Source organism: Streptomyces sp. NPDC046985, from assembly GCF_040644415.1.
Lineage (GTDB): Bacteria > Actinomycetota > Actinomycetes > Streptomycetales > Streptomycetaceae > Streptomyces.
On the sequence record NZ_JBEYWK010000012.1, the window covers coordinates 147053 to 166451 of the forward strand.

The window sequence follows — 19399 nt, forward strand, 5'->3', positions numbered from 1 at the left end:
CCGGCTCCGAGAGCATACGAAGGCGCCGGGCGCCCCAGGGGTGCTTCCCCGGGGGCCCGGCGTCTTCGGCGGTGTCAGGTCAGGTTGATCGAGCGGGCCGAGGTCGCGCCGATCTCCGCGGCGACCTCTGTGAGGACGGCGGCCGGGACCGTGTCGTCCACGGTCAGCACGGCCAGCGCCTCGCCGCCCGCGGCCGAGCGGGCGACCTGCATGCCGGCGATGTTGACGCCGGCCTCGCCGACGATCCGGCCGACCGTGCCGACGACGCCCGGACGGTCCTCGTAGCGCAGGACGACCATGTGGTCGGCGAGCGCGAGGTCGACGTCGTAGTCGCCTACGGCGACGATCTTCTGAAGGTGCTTCGGACCGGCCAGGGTGCCGGAGACCGACACCTCCTCGCCGCCCGCGAGGGTGCCGCGCACGGTCACCACGTTGCGGTGGTCGGCCGACTCCGAGCTGGTGGTCAGGCGGACCTCGACGCCGCGCTCCTGGGCGAACAGCGGCGCGTTGACGTAGGAGACGGTCTCGGCGACGACGTCCTCGAAGACGCCCTTGAGGGCGGACAGCTCCAGCACCTTCACGTCGTGCTGGGTGATCTCGCCGTAGACCTCGACGTCGAGGCGGACCGCGACCTCGCCCGCGAGCGCGGTGAAGATGCGGCCGAGGCGCTCGGCGAGCGGCAGGCCGGGCTTGACGTCCTCGGCGATGACACCGCCCTGCACGTTCACCGCGTCCGGCACCAGCTCCCCGGCCAGGGCGAGGCGGACGGACCGGGCGACCGCGATGCCCGCCTTCTCCTGCGCCTCGTCGGTGGAGGCGCCCAGGTGCGGGGTGCACACCACCTGGTCGAACGCGAACAGCGGCGAGTCGGTGCACGGCTCCTTGGCGTACACGTCCAGGCCGGCGCCGGCGACCCGGCCGTCCTTGAGCGCCGCGTGCAGCGCCGCCTCGTCGACGATGCCGCCACGGGCGGCGTTGACGACGCGCACGCCCGGCTTGACCTTGTGCAGCGCCTCGTCGCCGATCAGGCCGAGGGTCTCGGGGGTCTTGGGCAGGTGGACGGTGATGAAGTCGGAGACCTCCAGCAGCTCGTCCAGGGACAGCACCTTGACGCCCATCTGGGCGGCGCGCGCGGGCTGCACGTAGGGGTCGTAGGCGACGACCCGCATGCCGAAGGCGGACATCCGCTGGGCGACCAGGGCGCCGATGCGGCCGAGGCCGACGACGCCGAGGGTCTTCTCGGCCAGCTCGACGCCGGTGTACTTGCTGCGCTTCCACTCGCCGTTCTTCAGCGCGGCGTTGGCCTGCGGGATGTTGCGGGCGGTGGCGAGGATCAGACCGCAGGCCAGCTCGGCGGCGGTCACGATGTTCGAGGTGGGGGCGTTGACGACCATCACGCCGGCCTTGGTGGCGGCGGCGACGTCGACGTTGTCCAGGCCGACGCCCGCGCGGGCCACGACCCTCAGCTTCTTGGCGGCGGCGACGGCCTCGGCGTCGACCTTGGTGGCCGAGCGGATCAGGATCGCGTCGACGTCGGCGAGGGCGGGGAGCAGTTCGGCTCGGTCCGCGCCGTTGCAGTGCCGGATCTCGAAGTCCGGGCCGAGCGCGTCGACGGTCGCGGGCGACAGCTCTTCGGCGATCAGTACGACAGGTTTCGAGCTCACGTGAGTCCTCACAAATCCATTGCGTGCGGACGGCCGTCCCGACGGCCGCAAGCGGAGGATGGGGTGCGGCACCCGCTCTTCCCCGGTGCCGCTCAGCCGCGTGGAAGACGCACGACGCTGTGGGCCTGACGCGTTGTTGTGCAGCAGTCTAGTGGCGACACGCGCGCCGTATCGCGCCGCTGCGGAAGGATCACCCGTCCGTGGCTGGACAGGGCGGAGGAGGGTGAAGGGGGCAGTGGGGGCGGTGGCGGCGGTGGGCGTTCGGGGCGGACGGCGCCGGCGCCCGGCGGGGCCGGCGTCGGCCTCTGGCGGGGCCGGCGTCGGCGCGAAGGGCCGGAGCAGACGCTCCGGCCCTTCGCCCGCGAGGCTTACGCCTCCTCGTTCACCCAGCTCATGAGCTTGCGCAGCTCCTTGCCGGTGGTCTCCAGCAGGTGCTCGGAGTCCTGCTTCTTGTACTCGTTGTACTTCTTCAGACCGCCGTGGTACTCGTCCATCCAGGTGCGGGCGAAGGAGCCGTCCTGGATCTCGGCGAGGACCTTCTTCATCTCGGCCTTGGTGGCGTCGGTGATGATGCGCGGGCCGGTGACGTAGTCGCCCCACTCGGCGGTCTCGGAGATCGACCAGCGCATCTTCTCCAGGCCGCCCTCGTACATGAGGTCGACGATCAGCTTCAGCTCGTGCAGGCACTCGAAGTAGGCGATCTCCGGCTGGTAGCCCGCCTCGACGAGGGTCTCGAAACCGGCCTTCACCAGGGCGGCGGTGCCGCCGCACAGCACGGCCTGCTCGCCGAACAGGTCGGTCTCGGTCTCCTCGGTGAACGTCGTCTTGATGACGCCCGCCCGGGTGCCGCCGATGCCCTTGGCGTAGGACAGCGCCAGCCCGAACGCGTCGCCGGAGGCGTCCTGCTCGACGGCGACGATGCACGGGACGCCGCGGCCCTCCTCGTACTGGCGGCGCACCAGGTGACCGGGGCCCTTGGGGGCGACCATGCAGACGTCCACACCGGCCGGCGGCTTGACGAAGCCGTAGCGGATGTTCAGACCGTGACCGAAGAACAGCGCGTCGCCGTCCTTGAGGTTCGGGGCGATGGACTCCTCGTAGACCTGGGCCTGGAGCGGGTCCGGCACCAGGATCATGATGACGTCGGCCTCGGCGGCGGCCTCCGCCGGGGTGACCACGCGCAGCCCCTGCTCCTCGGCCTTGGCCTTGGACGTGGAGCCCTCGTGCAGACCGACCCGGACGTCGACGCCGGAGTCGCGCAGCGACAGGGCGTGGGCGTGGCCCTGGCTGCCGTAGCCGATGACCGCGACCTTGCGGCCCTGGATGATGGACAGGTCTGCGTCGGCGTCGTAGAACAGCTCGGCCACTTGGGTTCTCTCCTTGGTGTGCGAGTGTGCTTCCCACCGTATGCCGGTGAGGGGCGGAGGGTCTGCGGGTCTGGAGTCCGGGGGTCTGGAGTCCGGGGGGCTCGGCATCCGGGCGGCCGGGGTCGCGGGGCCGCCCGGGGCGTCGTCAGGCCGACCGGTCCAGGGCGCGCAGCGACCGGTCCGTGATCGAGCGCGCGCCGCGGCCGATCGCGATCGTGCCGGACTGGACCAGCTCCTTGACGCCGTACTGCTCCAGCATCCGGAGCATGGCGGTCAGCTTGTCGCCGGAGCCGGTGGCCTCGATGGTCACCGCCTCCGGGGAGACGTCGACGGTCTTGGCGCGGAAGAGCTGAACGATCTCGGTGATCTGCGAGCGCGTCTCGTTGTCGGCGCGCACCTTCACCAGGACCAGTTCGCGCTGGACGGCCTGGCCGGGCTCCAGCTCGACGATCTTGAGCACGTTGACCAGCTTGTTGAGCTGCTTGGTCACCTGCTCCAGCGGCAGGTCCTCGACGCTGACGACGATGGTGATGCGGGAGATGTCGGTGTGCTCGGTGACGCCGACCGCGAGCGAGTCGATGTTGAAGCCGCGGCGGGAGAACAGGGCGGCGATCCGGGCGAGGATGCCGGGCGTGTTCTCGACCAGAACCGAGAGCGTGTGCTTGGTGGACATGACGGTCGTACCTTCCTGAAGTCCTCGTGCTGCCCGGGTGCTCTCAGTCGTCCTCGTTCTCGCCGAAGTCGGGGCGCACGTCCCGCGCGGCCATGATCTCGTCGTTGGAGGTGCCGGCGGCGACCATCGGCCACACCATGGCGTCCTCGTGGACGATGAAGTCGACGACGACCGGACGGTCGTTGACCGCGTTGGCCTCCTCGATGACCTTGTCGAGGTCGGCCGGGGACTCGCAGCGGATCGCGTGGCAGCCCATGGCCTCCGACAGCTTCACGAAGTCGGGGACGCGGGTGCCGCGGGCCTGGGGGTCGGCGCCGTCCTGGCCGGAGTGCAGGACCGTGTTGGAGTAGCGCTGGTTGTAGAACAGGGTCTGCCACTGGCGGACCATCCCGAGGGCGCCGTTGTTGATGACCGCGACCTTGATCGGGATGTTGTTCAGGGCGCAGGTGGTCAGCTCCTGGTTGGTCATCTGGAAGCAGCCGTCGCCGTCGATGGCCCAGACGGTGCGGTCCGGCCGCCCGGCCTTGGCGCCCATCGCGGCCGGGACGGCGTAGCCCATGGTCCCGGCGCCGCCGGAGTTCAGCCAGGTGGCGGGCCGGTCGTACTGGATGAAGTGCGCGGCCCACATCTGGTGCTGGCCGACGCCCGCCGCGAAGACCGTTCCCTCGGGCGCGAGCTGGCCGATGCGCTCGATGACCTGCTGCGGGGACAGGGAGCCGTCCCCGGGCTGCTCGTAGCCGAGCGGGTAGGTGTCGCGCCACCGGCTCAGGTCCTTCCACCAGGCGCCGTAGTCGCCCTGGCGGCCCTCGGCGTGCTCCCTCTGGACGGCCTGCACCAGGTCGGCGATCACCTCGCGGGCGTCGCCGACGATCGGCACGTCGGCCTCGCGGTTCTTGCCGATCTCGGCGGGGTCGATGTCGGCGTGGACGATCTTGGCGTGCGGGGCGAAGCCGTCCAGCTTGCCGGTGACGCGGTCGTCGAAGCGGGCGCCCAGGGCGACGATCAGGTCGGCCTTCTGGAGCGCGGTGACGGCGGTGACCGCGCCGTGCATGCCCGGCATGCCCACGTGCAGCGGGTGGCCGTCGGGGAACGCGCCGAGCGCCATCAGCGTGGTGGTGACGGGCGCCCCGGTGAGTTCGGCGAGGACCTTCAGCTCGGCGGTGGCCTTGGCCTTCAGGACGCCGCCGCCGACGTAGAGGACGGGCCGCCGGGCGGCGGTGATCAGCTTGGCCGCCTCGCGGATCTGCTTGGCGTGCGGCTTGGTGACGGGCCGGTAGCCGGGCAGGTCCATCACCGGCGGCCAGGAGAAGACGGTCTTGGCCTGGAGGGCGTCCTTGGCGATGTCGACCAGGACCGGGCCGGGGCGGCCGGTGGAGGCGATGTGGAACGCCTGCATGATCACCCGGGGGATGTCCTCGGCCTTGGTGACCAGGAAGTTGTGCTTGGTGATCGGCATGGTGATGCCGACGATGTCCGCCTCCTGGAAGGCGTCCGTGCCGATCGAGGAGGAGGCCACCTGGCCGGTGATGGCGACCAGCGGGACGGAGTCCATGTGGGCGTCGGCGATCGGGGTGACCAGGTTGGTGGCGCCGGGGCCGGAGGTGGCCATGCAGACGCCGACCCTGCCGGTGGCCTGCGCGTAGCCGGTGGCCGCGTGGCCGGCGCCCTGCTCGTGCCGGACGAGGACGTGGCGCACCCGGGTGGAGTCCATCAGCGGGTCGTAGGCGGGCAGGATGGCGCCGCCCGGAATGCCGAACACGGTGTCGGCGCCGACCTCTTCGAGAGAGCGGACGAGGGACTGCGCGCCGGTCACGTGCTCGGGCGCGGACGGGTGTCCGCCGGATCGGGGCCGCGGCTGCGGTGGGTGGGCCCCGGTGGCCTGCTCGGTCATCGGCATTCTCTTCTCGATGCTGAGGGTCTTAGCGAGGGCCTCGGGGAGGTTCTCGCGCGGGCGTGCAGGTCGGTTTCGGCCGTTTCGCACGGTGTGCGGCTGCGACGGGGCAGGCGCCCGTGCAACAAAAAACCCCTCGTGCCGTCAGGCAAGCGAGGGGAGCGCGCCGGGTGGGTCGCTGGGGTCCGGACTTCCGGTGTGTTCCCAGCTCAGCCGACGCGCTGTCCAAGTACGAGAATTCGGGTGCGCATGGAACAGACCCTCCCCCCGGCACGCACCCACTGTCAAGTAGGTGGGACGGGCGTCTCATCATGTGGTCGCAGCGCCGTCCCGCCTCCCACTACGGCCGTCATGCCGCCGGTGTAGCCGCCGGCGCCCCGGACCACGAACGCCGGTTCGACGGGTCCGCCGGGCACCGGATAGCGGCCGGCGCCGAGCGCCCGGCGCAGCGGGTACTCCTCCAGCGGGCCGGAGAAGGCCATGCCCTGTCCGTGGGTGCAGCCCATCGCGCGCAGGGCGGCCACCTGCTCGGGCAGGTCGACGCCGTCGGCGACGGACTGAAGGCCCAGGTCGCCGGCGATGCGCAGCAGCCCGCCGGTGATCTTGTGCAGCCGGGCGGACTCGACGACGCCCTCGACCAGGCAGCGGTCCAGCCGGAGCATGTCGACGGGGAGGCGGCGCAGGGCCGTGATGGCGCCGTGGCCGCTGCCGAAGCCGTCGAGCGCGATCCGCACGCCGAGCCGGCGCAGCGCGGCGAGGCGCCGCTCCAGCTCGTCCAGCGGTACCCGGGGGTCGGTGTCGGACAGCTCGATCACCAGGGCCCCGGAGGGCAGGCCGTGCCGGGTGAGCAGGGCCTCCACCGTGCTCGGGGGCAGCGAGCGGTCCACCAGGCGGCGGGCGCCCGTGCGCACCACCACCGACGGGCTCAGCCCGTCGCGGGCGCGCCCGGCGGCCTGCTCGACGGCCTGCTCCAGCATCCAGCGGCCCAGTTCGGCCGTCCGGTCGCTGTCGTCGGCCACCCGCAGGAACTCCGCCGGGGTGAAGAGCACCCCCTGCGAGGAGCGCCAGCGCGCCTGGGCCGCCACCGAGGTGATCCGGCCGGTCTCCAGGCAGACCACCGGCTGGTGCAGCAGCGCGAACTCGCCTTCGTGCAGGGCGGAGCGGAGCCGGGTGGCCAGCTCCGCCTTGCGCACGACGTCCTGCTGCATCGCCGGCTTGTACAGCTCGACGCGGCCCTTGCCCGCCGCCTTGGCCCGGTACATGGCGAGGTCGGCGTTGCGCAGCAGCTCTCCCGCGCCGAGGCCCGCCTCGGCGAACGCGACGCCGATGGACGCGGCGACCCGGACGTCGTTGCCGTCGATGAGGTAGGGCAGCGACAGGGTCACCCGGAGGCGGTCGGCGAGTTCCACGATGTGCCCCTCGCGGGCGGCGCGGTCGCGCGCGCCGTCTCCGACGATGAGGGCGGCGAACTCGTCGCCGCCCAGCCGGGACGCGGTGTCGCCCGACCGGACCGACTCGTGGAGCCGCCGGGCGGCCTGGATGAGCAGTTCGTCCCCGGCCTGGTGCCCGATCGTGTCGTTGACCGCCTTGAAGCCGTCCAGGTCGATGAAGAGCACGGCGGCGCCCTGGTCGGTGGAGCGGCGGCCGGACAGGGCCTGCTGCACCCGCTTGGTGAACAGCGAGCGGTTGGGCAGGTCCGTGAGCGGGTCGTGCTCGGCGTTGTGCTGGAGCTGGGCCTGGAGGCGCACGCGCTCGGTGACGTCGCGGCAGTTGAAGATCAGGCCGCCGTGGTGGCGGTTGACGGTCGACTCCACGTTGAGCCAGCGGCCGTCGCCGGAGCGGAAGCGGCACTCGATGCGGGTGGCGGGCTCCTCCAGCGGCGCGGCCACCAGGAAACGGCGCACCTCGTGCACCACGCAGCCCAGGTCCTCCGGGTGGATGAGACCGGCCAGCTCGGTGCCCACCAGTTCCTCGGCGGCCCGTCCGTACACCCCGCCGGCGGCCGGTGAGACGTACCGGAGGACGCCGTTGGGCGCCGCGATCATGATGACGTCGCTGGAGCCCTGCACCAGGGAGCGGAAGTGGTTCTCCTTCTGCGCCAGCTCCTGGGTGAGGCTGATGTTGTCCAGAAGCATGATCCCCTGGCGCACCACCAGGGCGAGCACCACGGCGCCGGCGGTGATCAGCACGACGCGGTCGACGCTGCGGCGGTTGAGCACGTTGTAGAGGATGCCCAGGGTGCAGACGGCGGCGGCGAGGTAGGGGGTGAGGGCGGCGAGGGAGCCGGCGATCGGCCGGGCGGCCGGGTACCGCGCGGCGTCGCCGCCCGGCGCCGGCGGCGAGCCGTGGGCGTCGTGCGGGGCCGTACGCGGTCCGGGCAGCCGGGGACGCGTGACGCGGGCGTGCCCGTCCGGGCCGAGAGCGCGCCCGTCCGGGGCGAAGGCGTACCCGTCGGGTCCGGGGGCGTGGCCGTCGGGCACGGCGGCGTGCCCGTCCGCGGTGACCGCGTGGCCGTCCGCCGCGGGCGCCGGTGCGGCGCCGGTCTCCGGGGCCTGGCCGTCGGCCACGCGCGCGTGGCCCTCGCCGCGGTCCGCGGCGGCCCACGGCCCGTCCCACGGCTGCGCGTCCGCCGCGCTCGGCGGCGCCGGGCGGCCGGTCCCGGACACGCTCCGGTGAGCGTCCCGCGCGGCGGCGCCGACCGACCGGACCTCCAGACGGTCCAGGCGGTCCATGCGGTCCATGGCGTCCATGCGGTCCACGCGACGGTCCAGGAGGTCCAAGCCGTCTCGGCGGCGGTCCAGGCGGGACGGGCCGCGTCCCTCGGCGGCCTGACCGGGGCGGCGCGTGACCCAGGGGGCGTACGCCAGGAGCAGGGAGCCGGCGAACCAGCCCGCGTCGAGCAGTTGCCCGGAGCGGTAGCTGTGGTGCATCAACGGCGAGGTGAACAGGGCGTCGCTCAGCACGGTCACGGCCAGTCCGCCGATCGCGGTGTTCACGGCGGTGCGGTTGACCGTCGAGCGCCGGAAGTGCAGCGCGAGCACCATGCTGACCAGGGCGATGTCCAGCAGCGGGTAGGCCAGGGAGAGCGCGGTGTGCGCGACGCTCGGCCCGTCGAACGTGGCCGCCTGGGCCAGCGCCAGGCTCCAGGAGAGCGTGAGCAGCGAGCCCCCGATGAGCCAGGCGTCCAGCCCGAGGCACACCCAGCCGGCCTTCGTCGCGGGCCGCTTGGCGAGGACCAGCAGGCCGACGATGGCCGGCGGGGCGAAGCAGAGGAAGAACAGGTCGGCGTAGCTGGGGCTGGGCACGGGTTCGTCGAGGACGACCTCGTACCACCCCCAGATCGCGTTGCCCAGGGACGCCATGGCCGAGGAGAGGGCGAACAGGAGCCACGCGGGCCGGAAGGTGACGCGCCGGTCGCGGGCGTACAGGAGGCAGGACACGGCGGCGGCGCCGGCCGCGGCGGCCAGCCCGAAGTCGCCCATGAACAGCGCGACCTCGTGCTCGCCCCAGTCGCAGGCGGAGCCGACGGCGTAGGTCGCGCACACCAGGGCCAGCAGGAGCTGGGGCACCGGACGGCAGGCGGAGGTGGGACCGGCCTGCGTGCGGGGCGGCGGCAGCGCGCCCGGCGACGACGGGGCGCCCAGCGCTCCGTCGAGCGCGGTCATGACCGGCGGCGGGGTCACCGCGGCGTCCCGGTCCGCGCCGCCGGGTCCCTAGGGTCCCGGCGCGCCGGCTGCGGGCGTCCGCGGCGGCCGCCGGGCCTGCGACAGGGGTGAGGGCCGTGCCGGCGGCGGCCCGGCGGACTGCCGTGACCGTCGTGGCAGGTCTGCCGGGCAGGCGGGCCGCTGTGCCGACCGGGTCTGCCCGCGGCCGTGCGCCAGGGCCTCCGGCGGCAGTCCCGCCGCACCGGATCGTTCGTCCATAGGCCGTGCATCGCCCGTCGCCCCCCTCGCAGTCAGGAAAACCGTCCCCGGCGCCGAGTGCTCACGGCGCAGCCCCTGTCGGGACGATACACCAGTCCGGTCACTCAGGGACATAGTTCCTCTACGCTCCGTGACGACCAGGGAAGACGCGGGCGCGTGCGGGCACGGACCGCGTCCGCGAAGTCGCGGAACGTGCTGACGGCGGGCCGCAGGACCCCCTAGGCGCCCGTCCGACCCGTCGTCAGAATCACGTTGTCGAGTGGCTCCCGGTTCACGAAGCGGTGTAGCTGCCGCGTCAGGAGCCGCTTGGCACGCGGCGCGAACGCCGACGTGGGGCCGCCCGCGTGCGGGCTGATCAGCACGCCTGGAGCATGCCACAGCGGGTGGTCCGCGGGCAGCGGTTCGGGATCGGTGACGTCGAGCGCGGCGGTCAGCCGCCCGCTCTCCAGTTCGCTCAGCAGCGCCTCGGTGTCGACGACCGGGCCGCGCGCGACGTTCACCAGGAGCGCTCCGGTCTTCATACGGGCCAGGAAACCGGCGTCCACCAGGCCGCGGGTGTCCGCCGTGAGGGGCGTGCACAGGACGACGACGTCGGCGTCCGGAAGCAGGGAGGGCAGATCGGCGTCCGGGCGCACTGGGCCGCGCGCCGTGGTGCGCCCGGAGCGCGCCACGCGCGCCACCCGAGCGACCTCGAAGGGCGCGAGCCGGTCCTCGACGGCGGCGCCGATGGACCCGTAGCCGACGATGAGGACGTTCTTGTCGGCCAGCGCGGGATGGAACCCTCCCCGCCACTGCCCGCGGTCTTGGTCCCGCACGAAGTCCGGGACGCCGCGCAGCGAGGCGAGGATCAGGGTCAGGGCCAGCTCGGCCGTGCTCGCCTCGTGCACGCCGCGGGCGTTGCACAGCAGCACCCCCGGAGGCAGGTCCCGTACCCCGGACTCCACGGCGTCGGTGCCCGCGCTCAGCGTCTGCACCACCCGCACCGAGCGCATCCGCGGGAACGGGCGCACGACGAGCGCCGCGGGCTGCATGTACGGCACCGCGTAGAAGACGCAGTCGGCGGGGTCGCCGGGGAACTCCTGGCGGCCGTCCTCGCCGCCGTTCCAGAAGAGGTAGTCCAGTCCTTCGGGAAGGCCCTCGATCGTCTCCGGCGGGAGGGGGAGCCACACGTCAGCGGTCATGTTCCCGAGGCTAAGCCAGGGGCGCGCGGGCGCAAACGTTAGGTTGGGGGCCGCAGGCGAGGGAGGGTTACGGCGAGGTGGAGCGCAGGACGATCGGCGCGGCGGCCCTCGCGGTGGGCGCCGTGGGACTCGGGTGCATGCCGATGAGCTGGGCGTACAGCGCCTCGCGGCAGCGGGGGGAGGAGTCGCTGCGCGCGGTGCGCCGGGCGCTGGACGCGGGGCCGGCGCTGCTGGACACGGCCGACATGTACGGCCCGTTCACCAATGAGCTGCTGGTGGGGCGGGCGGTGCGGGGGCGGCGGCCGGACGCCTTCGTCTCCACCAAGGTCGGTCTGCTCGTGGGCGATCAGCACCTCGTGGCCAACGGCCGCCCCGGCTATGTGAAACGGGCCTGCGACGCGTCGCTGCGGCGGCTCCAGACGGACGTGATCGACCTGTACCAGTTGCACCGCGCCGACCCGGAGGTCCCAGTCGAGGAGACCTGGGGGGCGATGGCGGAACTGGTCCGCGCCGGGAAGGTGCGAGCGCTCGGCCTGTGCGCCGTGGAGGCGCGCGACGGGCGCAAGGCCGGGGCCCGCCGTCACGACGCGACGGTCCGCCTGCTGGAACGGGTGCAGCAGGTGTTCCCGGTGAGCGCGGTGCAGGCGGAGCTGTCGGTGTGGTCGCCGCAGGCGCTGGAGTCCCTGCTCCCCTGGTGCGCGGCGCGAGGGGTGGGCCTGCTGGCCGCGATGCCGCTCGGAAGCGGCTTCCTGACCGGCACGCTGGTCCCCGGCGGGGGCTTCGAGCCGGACGACCTGCGCGCCCGTCATCCGAGGTTCACCGCCGAGATGATGGCCGCCAACCAGCCGATCGTCGCCGGTCTGCGCCGCGTGGCCGCCCGGCACGGCGAGGACGTCACCCCGGCCCAGGTCGCCCTGGCGTGGGTGCTGGCCCAGGGACCGCACGTGATCGCGGTCCCCGGCGCCAAGCGGGAGCGCTGGGTCGCCGAGAACGCGGCCGCGGCGGCCCTGCGTCTGACGCCCCGCGACCTGACGGAGCTGGGCGGCCTTCCGGCGGCGCAGGGCTCCTGGGACTGAAGTCCGAACAGGGCTCCCGGGACTGAGGTCCGAGCAAGGCTCCCGGGGCTGAGGTCCGAACAGGGCTCCTGGGACTGAAGTCCGAGCAGGGCTCCCGGGACTGATACCCGAGCGGACGCACCCCTCTGGGGGATGTGCCGACGGGGTAAGCGGTGTGAGGCTGGTGGCGGAGAAGAGAACCCGCCGGGCGGAAGGGGACATGATCGTGCCACGTCGAGCTGTCACGGGCGTGCTGGCCGCCGCGCTGCTGCTGGCGGCCGGATGCTCATCGGGAGGGCCGCTCCCGGGTCCGGGCTCGCCGCCCGGCCGCACTCCGGCCCGGTCCTCGTCCGCCGCGCCGGCCCCGGGCGAGAGCGCGCCGCCGGCCAAGGGCTCGGTGACGGTGCTGCGCACGGTCGCGCAGGGGCTGGACAGCCCGTGGGGCCTGGCCCCGCTGCCCGGCGGCGGACTCCTCGTCTCCTCCCGGGACAAGGCGACGATCACCCGGATCGACGAGAAGACGGGCGGCAAGACCGAGCTGGGGACGGTCTCCGGGGTGGCGCCGGAGGGCGAGGGCGGCCTCCTCGGCATCGCGCTCTCCCCGGACTTCGCCTCCGACCACATGATCTACGCCTACTTCACCTCGGCCTCCGACAACCGCATCGTCCGCATGCTGTACGACGCCGCGAAACCGGCCGGGGAGCAACTGGGCGCGCCCGACACGCTGTTCAAGGGCATCCCCAAGGGCGTCATCCACAACGGCGGCCGGATCGCCTTCGGGCCGGACGGCATGCTGTACGCGGGCACCGGAGAGAACGGCCGGGGCGAGCAGGCCCAGGACACCGCCTCCCTGGGCGGCAAGATCCTGCGGCTGACCCCGGACGGCGAGCCCGCCCCGGGCGACCCCTTCCCGCACTCCCCCGTCTACAGCTACGGCCACCGCAACGTGCAGGGGCTCGCCTGGGACCGCAGGCAGCGGCTGTTCGCGTCGGAGTTCGGCCAGGACACCTGGGACGAGCTGAACGCGATCAAGCCGGGCGACGACTACGGCTGGCCGGACGCGGAGGGCGCCTCCCGCGACCCGAAGTACCACGATCCCCTCGCCCAGTGGCACACGGACGACGCCTCCCCCAGCGGCATCGCCTACGCCGAGGGCTCGATCTGGATGGCCGGGCTGCGCGGCCAGCGGCTGTGGCGGATCCCGCTGCGGGGCGTCGCGGCCTCGGCCCCGCCCCAGGCGTTCCTGACCCGCGCCTACGGCCGCCTGCGCACGGTGGCCCCGGCCGGGGCCGACCGGCTCTGGCTCGTCACCAGCGACACCGACGGCCGCGGCGCCCCGAAGAAGGGCGACGACCGCATTCTGGAGCTGCGGGTGAGCTGAGGCCACGGGTGGGCTGAGCGCGCCCGCGGAGCGGAAGAGCCCGCAGAGCGGAAGAGCCCGCAGCGCGGAAGAGCCCGCAGCGCGGAAGAGCCCGCAGCGCGAACGAGGGGCCTCGCGGCGGCCGTCAGCGTGCTCACGACCGCCGCGAGGCCCCTCGGCGCACGCCCCGGGGCGTGCGCGTGGCCGGCTCAGGCGGACGGAAGTCCCAACAGGGCGTCGGTGTACTTCAGGACCGCCAGCAGCAGTCCGACGACGCCGAGGACGGCGCCCGCCCAGGCGACCGACTTGATCCACGGCGCCTGCGGGCGGCCCGGGGCGCCGAACGCGGGCCGCACGAGGACGACGGCGCCGACGACCAGCGCGGCGAGCGCGAACAGCCCGCCCCACAGCGCGGTGGCGTGCCAGGCGTCGCCGTAGACCGCCTTGATCTGCGCGCCGACGCCCGCGGAGGACGAGGTGCTGAGCTGGCCGATGAGCTGCGCGCGGGCTCCGGCGACGGTGCCGAGCCAGCTTCCGCTCAGCGAGACGAGGCCGAGCGCGGCGGAGACGACGGCGCCCGCGCCCTGCCCGACTCCGGAGGAACACGGCGCCCCGGCCTCCGCGTCGGCGGACTCGCCGGTCTCGCTCTCCGCCTCAACGGTCTCCTCCGCCTCAGCGGTCTCGGGGGCCTCAGCGGTCTCGGGGGCCTCGGCGGTCCCCTTGGGCTCCTCGGTCCCCTTGGGCTCCTCGGCCCCCTGGGGCTTCTCAGTCCCCTGGGGCGTCTCGGTGTCCTGGGGCTTCTCGGTGTCCTGGCCGGAGGCCGCGTCGGCCCCGGCCGGCTGCCGCGTCCGCGGCGCCTCCTGCGCGTCCTGCTCGGGCCGCGTCCCGGCGGCGGTCGCGGCTCCGGTCTGCTCTGTCGTCCTGGTACCCATGCCGGGCACCGTACGGACGCTGTATGAGAGTCGTCTTAATGGACGCACTCGCGCCCGCGGTCGAGGGGGGCGAGGAGCTCCTGAGCGTGCCAGGGACCCAGGGGGCGCGGGTGGGCGCCGTCCTCACCCAGGGATGTCGCGTACACCGGGCTGCGGCTCCTCGGTCAGTCGGGCCACGACCTGGCCGAGCCTCTCATGGGCGGCCCGGCACTCGGGCGGCTCGATGCTGATCCGGGGCAGTACGCGGTCCAGGCGGCGCGGCAGCCACCAGTTGGCGGGGCCCAGCAGGTGCATCAGGGCGGGCACGAGCAGGGTGCGCAGCACGAAGGCGTCCAGGGCGACGGCGACGGCGAGCGCGATGCCGAACATGGCGATCACCCGGTCGCCGCCGAGCACGAAGGAGAGGAACACCGAGATCATGATGACCGCGGCGGAGTTGATCACACGGCTGGTCTCGGTCAGCCCGATCCGCACGGCGCGGCGGTTGTCGCCGGTCTCCAGCCACTCCTCGTACATCCGGCTGACCAGGAAGACCTGGTAGTCCATGGAGAGCCCGAAGAGCACCGAGACCATGATGACGGGCAGGAACGGCTCGATCGGCCCGGCCCGCCCCAGGCCCAGGAACTCGCTGCCCCACCCCCACTGGAAGATCGCGACGACGACGCCGAAGGAGGCGGCGACGGCGGCGACGTTCATCGCGGCGGCCTTCACCGGGATGCCCACCGACCGGAAGGCGAGCAGCAGCAGGACGCAGCCCAGGCCGACGACGGCGCCGACGAACAGCGGCAGCCTGCCCACGATGACTCCGGCGAAGTCGTCGTAGCCGGCCGTGACCCCGCCGACCTGGAGATCGAGCGAGGTGCCGGTCTCGGCGCGCGGCAGCACCTCGGTGCGCAGCCGGTCGACGAGGTCGCTGGTGCGCTGCGACTGGGGCGCGGAGTCCGGGACGACGGTCAGATACGCGACGGCGCCGCCGGTGTCGTAGGTGACCGGGGTGACGTCGGCGACGCCCGGGGTGGCGCGCAGGGTGGCGTCCAGGTTGTCCAGGGCGAGCCGGTCCTCGCCGCCGTCGACGCGCGTCACCAGCGTGAGCGGTCCGTTGACGCCGGGGCCGAAGCCGTCGGCGAGCAGGTCGTAGGCGCGCCGGGTGGTCGCCGAGGCGGGGTCGTTGCCCTGGTCGGAGGTGCCCAGGCGGAGGGAGAGCGTGGGCAGCGCGAGCACGGCGACGACGGCCAGGGCGAGGGCGCCGAGCAGCTTGGGCCGGCGTTCGACGAACGCCGACCAGCGGGCGGCGAGCCCGGTGGGCAGCTCGGGCCGGGGGCCGTGCTCGGCGAGCCGGCGCCGCTCGCGCCGGCTCAGGGCGCGCGGGCCGATGAAGGACAGCAGGGCGGGCAGCAGGGTCACCGAGGCCGCCACCGTGAGCACGACGGTCGACGCGGCGGCCACCGCGACCCCGTTCAGGAAGCCCAGGCGCAGGATCAGCATGCCCAGCAGCGCGATGCACACGGTGGCGCCGGCGAAGACGACGGCCCGGCCGGTGGTGGCGACGGCCTGCGTGGCCGCCTCCGCGACGGTCAGCCCGCGTTTGAGGCCGCGCCGGTGTCTGGTGACGATGAACAGCGCGTAGTCGATGCCGACGCCGAGGCCGATCAGCATGCCCAGCATGGGCGCGAAGTCGGCCACCGTCATCGCGTGGCCGAGCAGCCCGATGGCGCCGTAGGCGGTGCCGACGCTCACCAGGGCGGTGGCGATGGGCAGCAGGGACGCGGCGGGCGAGCCGAAGGCGAGCAGCAGCACCACGGCGGCCACCGCCACGCCGACGATCTCGGCGAGGTGGCCGCCGGAGGACTGGGTGGCGCCGATCGCGCTGCCGCCCAGCTCCACCTGGAGCCCGTCGCCCTGCGCGGCCCTGGCGGCGTGCACCACCGCCTCGGCCTGCGCGGCGGGGATGTCCTGGGCGGGGCGGTCGAAGGCGACCGTCGCGTACGCGGTGCGCCCGTCGCGGCTGATCCGGTCGCCGTCCCGGGCGGCGGGGCCCTGGTAGGGGCCGGTCACCGAGGCCACGCCGGGCAGTCGCCCGATCCGGTCCAGGGCGCGGGTCATCCGCTGCTCCACGTCAGGGGCGCGGACGGCGCCGGACGCGGTGTGCCACACGACGGTGTCGCTGTCGCCGCCGAGTCCCGGGAAGCCGGTGCGCAGCAACTGGGCGGCGCGGCCCGACTCCGTCCCGGGGACCTGGTAGTCGTTGGAGTACGCCGAACCGGTCACGGCGGCGGCCGCGCTCACTCCGCCGAGGGCGAGGAGCCACAGCAGGACGACGACGAGGCGGTTGCGGACACACCAACGCGCGAGGGCTGCCACGAACGTGCTCCCAGGTGACTATGTGGAGGTCTTTGACCGGGAACAGTCGTCCATGAACGGAACGGCCCGCAAAGAACGCATGAGCAAGATGAAAACACTCTTGCAGGCGAAAATGATCCTTTAGGCGGTTCGTGTCCTTACTCACACCGGTACGACCCGATTCACCGGCGCGACGTCCGCGCCGAACGCGCGGCGGTCGGCGGTGCGCGGTGGGCGGCAGTGCGCGGTGGGCGGTGCGCGGTCGGGGTTACCGGTCGCCGAACGCCATCGCCATCGTCCCGGCGACCTGGAGCCACAGCGCCCACCGGGTACGGCCCCGGAAGCCGAGGACGGCGGCGAGCGCGCAGACGGCGGCGCCCGCGGCGAAGGCGGCGGGCACGGGAACGGGCGCCGCGTGGGCCAGGCGCAGCAGGGACGCGGCGAGCCCGGCGAGCGCCAGCAGCACCCCGACGCCGCCCGCCGCCCAGCGGGCGTGGCGAGCGGCCTCGGCACGGGTCCACGGGGACTCCCAGGAGGCCCCTGGAGACTCCCCGGACTCCCGGGACGCGCGGGCGGTCTCGTCCCGGCTCTCGGAAACCTCCCCGGCGTCCGCGGGGGCAGGAGCGGCCTCGGGTCCGCGAGCCGTCGTCTCGGCCGGGCTCCCGGGGCCCCCTCCGGCCTCCGCGGGCCGACGACCGGTCTCAGCCTCAACCCGGCTTGAGAGCACCTCTGCGACGCCCCCGGGCGCAGGGGCGGCCTCGGGTCCGCGAGCCGTCTCTGCGGGCCCCTCTGAGGCTTGCCCGTCGTGCCCGAGCGCGCGGGCGGCCACAGGGGCGGGAAGGAAAGCGTCCCGGCTCTGCGGCGCCTCCCCGGCCTCACCGGGACCGTCAACGGGCTCCTCGGCACGGCTCTCGGAAGCTTCCCGGGAGTCCCCGGGCCTGCGGGCGGCTACAGGGTCCGGAAGGGACGCGTCCGGGCTCTGCTGAGCCTGCCCGGCCTCAGTGGGGCCGTCAGCGGCCTCGGTCCGGCCTCTTGTCTCAGCCCTGTTTCCGGGGGTCTGGGCGCCGTGGGCGGGCTCGGGGGGCTGCGCCCCGCGTATGCCGGGGGGCGGGGCGGAATCGGCGGGTCCCTTCATGGCGGGCGAGCGTAGCGCCCCCGGTCGGGCCGCCGGAGGCGGGGGCGGTCGCGGGAGGGGCGAGCGCACGCGCGGAGGGCTAGCGCACGCGCGGGAGGCAGGCCCGCGCCGACTGTGCGGGGCGCGCACATGCGAGGGACGAGCGCACGCGCGGGAGGCCTCCCCGCGCCGACTGAGCCGACCCTGCGGGGCGAGCGCACAGTCGGGGGCGCGCACGCACGGGAGGCGCGCGCACGCGGGGGGGCAGGCTCAGGGCCGAGTGGCGCGGGGCGCCGGGTTGGGGGGCGTGTACACGCCGGGGGGCATGCATCGGGTGTGATGCATGCCCCCGGGGTCGTCGGCCGTGCGGGCTCAGGCCTCGTCGACGCCCAGCCGCTGGAGGATCAGCTCCTTGACGCGGGCCGCGTCGGCCTGGCCGCGGGTGGCCTTCATGACCGCGCCGACCAGCGCGCCGGCCGCCGCCACCTTGCCGCCGCGGATCTTGTCCGCGACGCCCGGGTTGCCGGCGATGGCCTCGTCGACGGCGGCGGTCAGCGCGCCCTCGTCGGAGACGACCTTCAGGCCGCGCCGGTCGACGACCTCGTCCGGGCCACCCTCGCCCGCGAGGACGCCCTCGATGACCTGGCGGGCCAGCTTGTCGTTGAGGTCGCCGCAGGCCACCAGCTCGGCCACCCGGGCGACCTGCCGCGGCGTGATCGCCAGCTCGTCCAGCGTGGTGCCGGACTCGTTGGCGCTGCGCGCCAGCTCGCCCATCCACCACTTGCGGGCGGAGGCGGCGTCCGCGCCGGCCTCGATCGTGGCGACGATCGGGTCCAGGGCGCCGGCATTGAGGATCGCCTGCATGTCGGTGGCCGAGATGCCCCAGTCCGCCAGCAGCCGGGTGCGGCGGGCCAGCGGCATCTCGGGCAGCGCGGCCCGGATCTGCTCCACCCACGCGCGCGCCGGAGCCACCGGCACCAGGTCGGGCTCGGGGAAGTACCGGTAGTCCTCGGCCTCCTCCTTGACCCGGCCGGAGGTGGTGGAGCCCGTGTCCTCGTGGAAGTGGCGGGTCTCCTGGACGATCACACCGCCGGAGGAGAGCACGGCGGCGTGCCGCTGGATCTCGAACCGGGCGCTGCGCTCGACCGAGCGCAGCGAGTTGACGTTCTTCGTCTCGCTGCGGGTGCCGAACTTGTCGGCGCCCTTGGGCATCAGCGAGAGGTTCACGTCGCAGCGCATCTGGCCCATCTCCATGCGGGCCTCGGAGACGCCGAGGGCACGGATCAGCTCGCGCAGCTCGCGGACGTACGCCTTGGCGACCTCGGGGGCGCGCTCGCCGGCGCCCACGATGGGCTTGGTGACGATCTCGATGAGCGGGATGCCGGCGCGGTTGTAGTCCAGCAGCGAGTGGGACGCGCCGTGGATGCGGCCGGTGGCGCCGCCGACGTGCGTCGACTTGCCGGTGTCCTCCTCCATGTGGGCGCGCTCGATCTCCACACGGAAGGTCTCGCCGTCTTCCAGGAGCACGTCGAGGTAGCCGTCGAAGGCGATCGGCTCGTCGTACTGGGAGGTCTGGAAGTTCTTCGGCATGTCCGGATAGAAGTAGTTCTTCCGGGCGAAGCGGCACCACTCGGCGATCTCGCAGTGCAGCGCGAGACCGATCTTGACGGCCGACTCCACGCCGGTCGCGTTGACGACCGGGAGCGCGCCGGGCAGGCCGAGGCAGACGGGGCAGGTCTGGGTGTTCGGGTCGGCGCCGAGCGCGGTCGAGCAGCCGCAGAACATCTTGGTCCTGGTGCCGAGTTCGACATGGACCTCTAGGCCCATGACGGGGTCGTAGGACGCCAGCGCGTCCTCGTACGACGCCAGGTCGGTCGTGGTGGTCACGGTGAAACTTCC

General features: G+C 73.7%; 11 protein-coding genes and 2 pseudogenes. 2 read left to right on the top strand and 11 right to left on the bottom strand.

The features are described 5' to 3' along the window. Window positions 1-74 precede the first annotated feature (74 nt). From serA to ABZ861_RS17615, 6 genes are all read right to left on the bottom strand, one after another. Entirely contained in the window at window positions 75-1664 is a 1590-nt protein-coding gene (gene serA / locus ABZ861_RS17590) for a phosphoglycerate dehydrogenase (protein WP_361630808.1), read from the bottom strand. A gap of 368 nt (window positions 1665-2032) precedes the next feature. Beyond that, on the bottom strand, window positions 2033-3031 hold the full coding sequence (gene ilvC, locus ABZ861_RS17595) for a ketol-acid reductoisomerase (RefSeq protein ID WP_361630811.1): 999 nt from the start codon (window positions 3029-3031) through the stop codon (window positions 2033-2035). Window positions 3032-3176: 145 nt separating this feature from the next. After that, on the bottom strand, window positions 3177-3704 hold the full coding sequence (ilvN, locus tag ABZ861_RS17600) for an acetolactate synthase small subunit (protein WP_361630814.1): 528 nt from the start codon (window positions 3702-3704) through the stop codon (window positions 3177-3179). Window positions 3705-3747: 43 nt separating this feature from the next. Next, the gene (locus ABZ861_RS17605) at window positions 3748-5601 is read right to left on the bottom strand and encodes an acetolactate synthase large subunit (protein WP_361630817.1); all 1854 of its coding nucleotides are present in this window, start codon (window positions 5599-5601) and stop codon (window positions 3748-3750) included. A gap of 278 nt (window positions 5602-5879) precedes the next feature. After that, window positions 5880-9260: an EAL domain-containing protein gene (locus tag ABZ861_RS17610; RefSeq protein ID WP_361631044.1), complete on the bottom strand. Its 3381-nt coding sequence runs from the start codon at window positions 9258-9260 to the stop codon at window positions 5880-5882. Between the two features lie 476 nt (window positions 9261-9736). Further along, entirely contained in the window at window positions 9737-10699 is a 963-nt protein-coding gene (locus ABZ861_RS17615) for a 2-hydroxyacid dehydrogenase (protein WP_361630820.1), read from the bottom strand. 77 nt (window positions 10700-10776) lie between these two features. On the opposite strand from ABZ861_RS17615, the gene ABZ861_RS17620 reads away from it, so the two are divergent. Then, window positions 10777-11775 (top strand): aldo/keto reductase, encoded by a 999-nt coding sequence (locus ABZ861_RS17620; RefSeq protein ID WP_361630823.1) that lies wholly within the window; start codon window positions 10777-10779, stop codon window positions 11773-11775. A gap of 199 nt (window positions 11776-11974) precedes the next feature. Further along, window positions 11975-13135 (top strand): PQQ-dependent sugar dehydrogenase, encoded by a 1161-nt coding sequence (locus tag ABZ861_RS17625; RefSeq protein ID WP_361630826.1) that lies wholly within the window; start codon window positions 11975-11977, stop codon window positions 13133-13135. 188 nt (window positions 13136-13323) lie between these two features. On the opposite strand, the gene ABZ861_RS17630 is transcribed toward ABZ861_RS17625, so the two are convergent. The 5 genes and pseudogenes from ABZ861_RS17630 to gatB all read right to left on the bottom strand — a co-directional run bounded on the left by ABZ861_RS17630 (window position 13324) and on the right by gatB (window position 19387). Next, entirely contained in the window at window positions 13324-14046 is a 723-nt protein-coding gene (locus tag ABZ861_RS17630; RefSeq protein WP_361630829.1) for a hypothetical protein, read from the bottom strand. A 41-nt stretch (window positions 14047-14087) separates the two neighbouring features. After that, a pseudogene (locus tag ABZ861_RS17635) lies at window positions 14088-14192 on the bottom strand (RimJ/RimL family protein N-acetyltransferase); the annotation flags it as partial. After that, on the bottom strand, window positions 14170-16407 hold the full coding sequence (locus ABZ861_RS17640; protein WP_361630832.1) for an MMPL family transporter: 2238 nt from the start codon (window positions 16405-16407) through the stop codon (window positions 14170-14172). The gene ABZ861_RS17640 and the pseudogene ABZ861_RS17635, both read right to left, overlap by 23 nt. 247 nt (window positions 16408-16654) lie before the next feature. After that, window positions 16655-16894, bottom strand: a pseudogene (locus tag ABZ861_RS17645) (hypothetical protein); the annotation flags it as partial. A 978-nt stretch (window positions 16895-17872) separates the two neighbouring features. After that, window positions 17873-19387, bottom strand: a complete 1515-nt coding sequence (gene gatB, locus ABZ861_RS17650; protein ID WP_361630835.1) for an Asp-tRNA(Asn)/Glu-tRNA(Gln) amidotransferase subunit GatB — start codon at window positions 19385-19387, stop codon at window positions 17873-17875. Window positions 19388-19399: the final 12 nt, after the last annotated feature.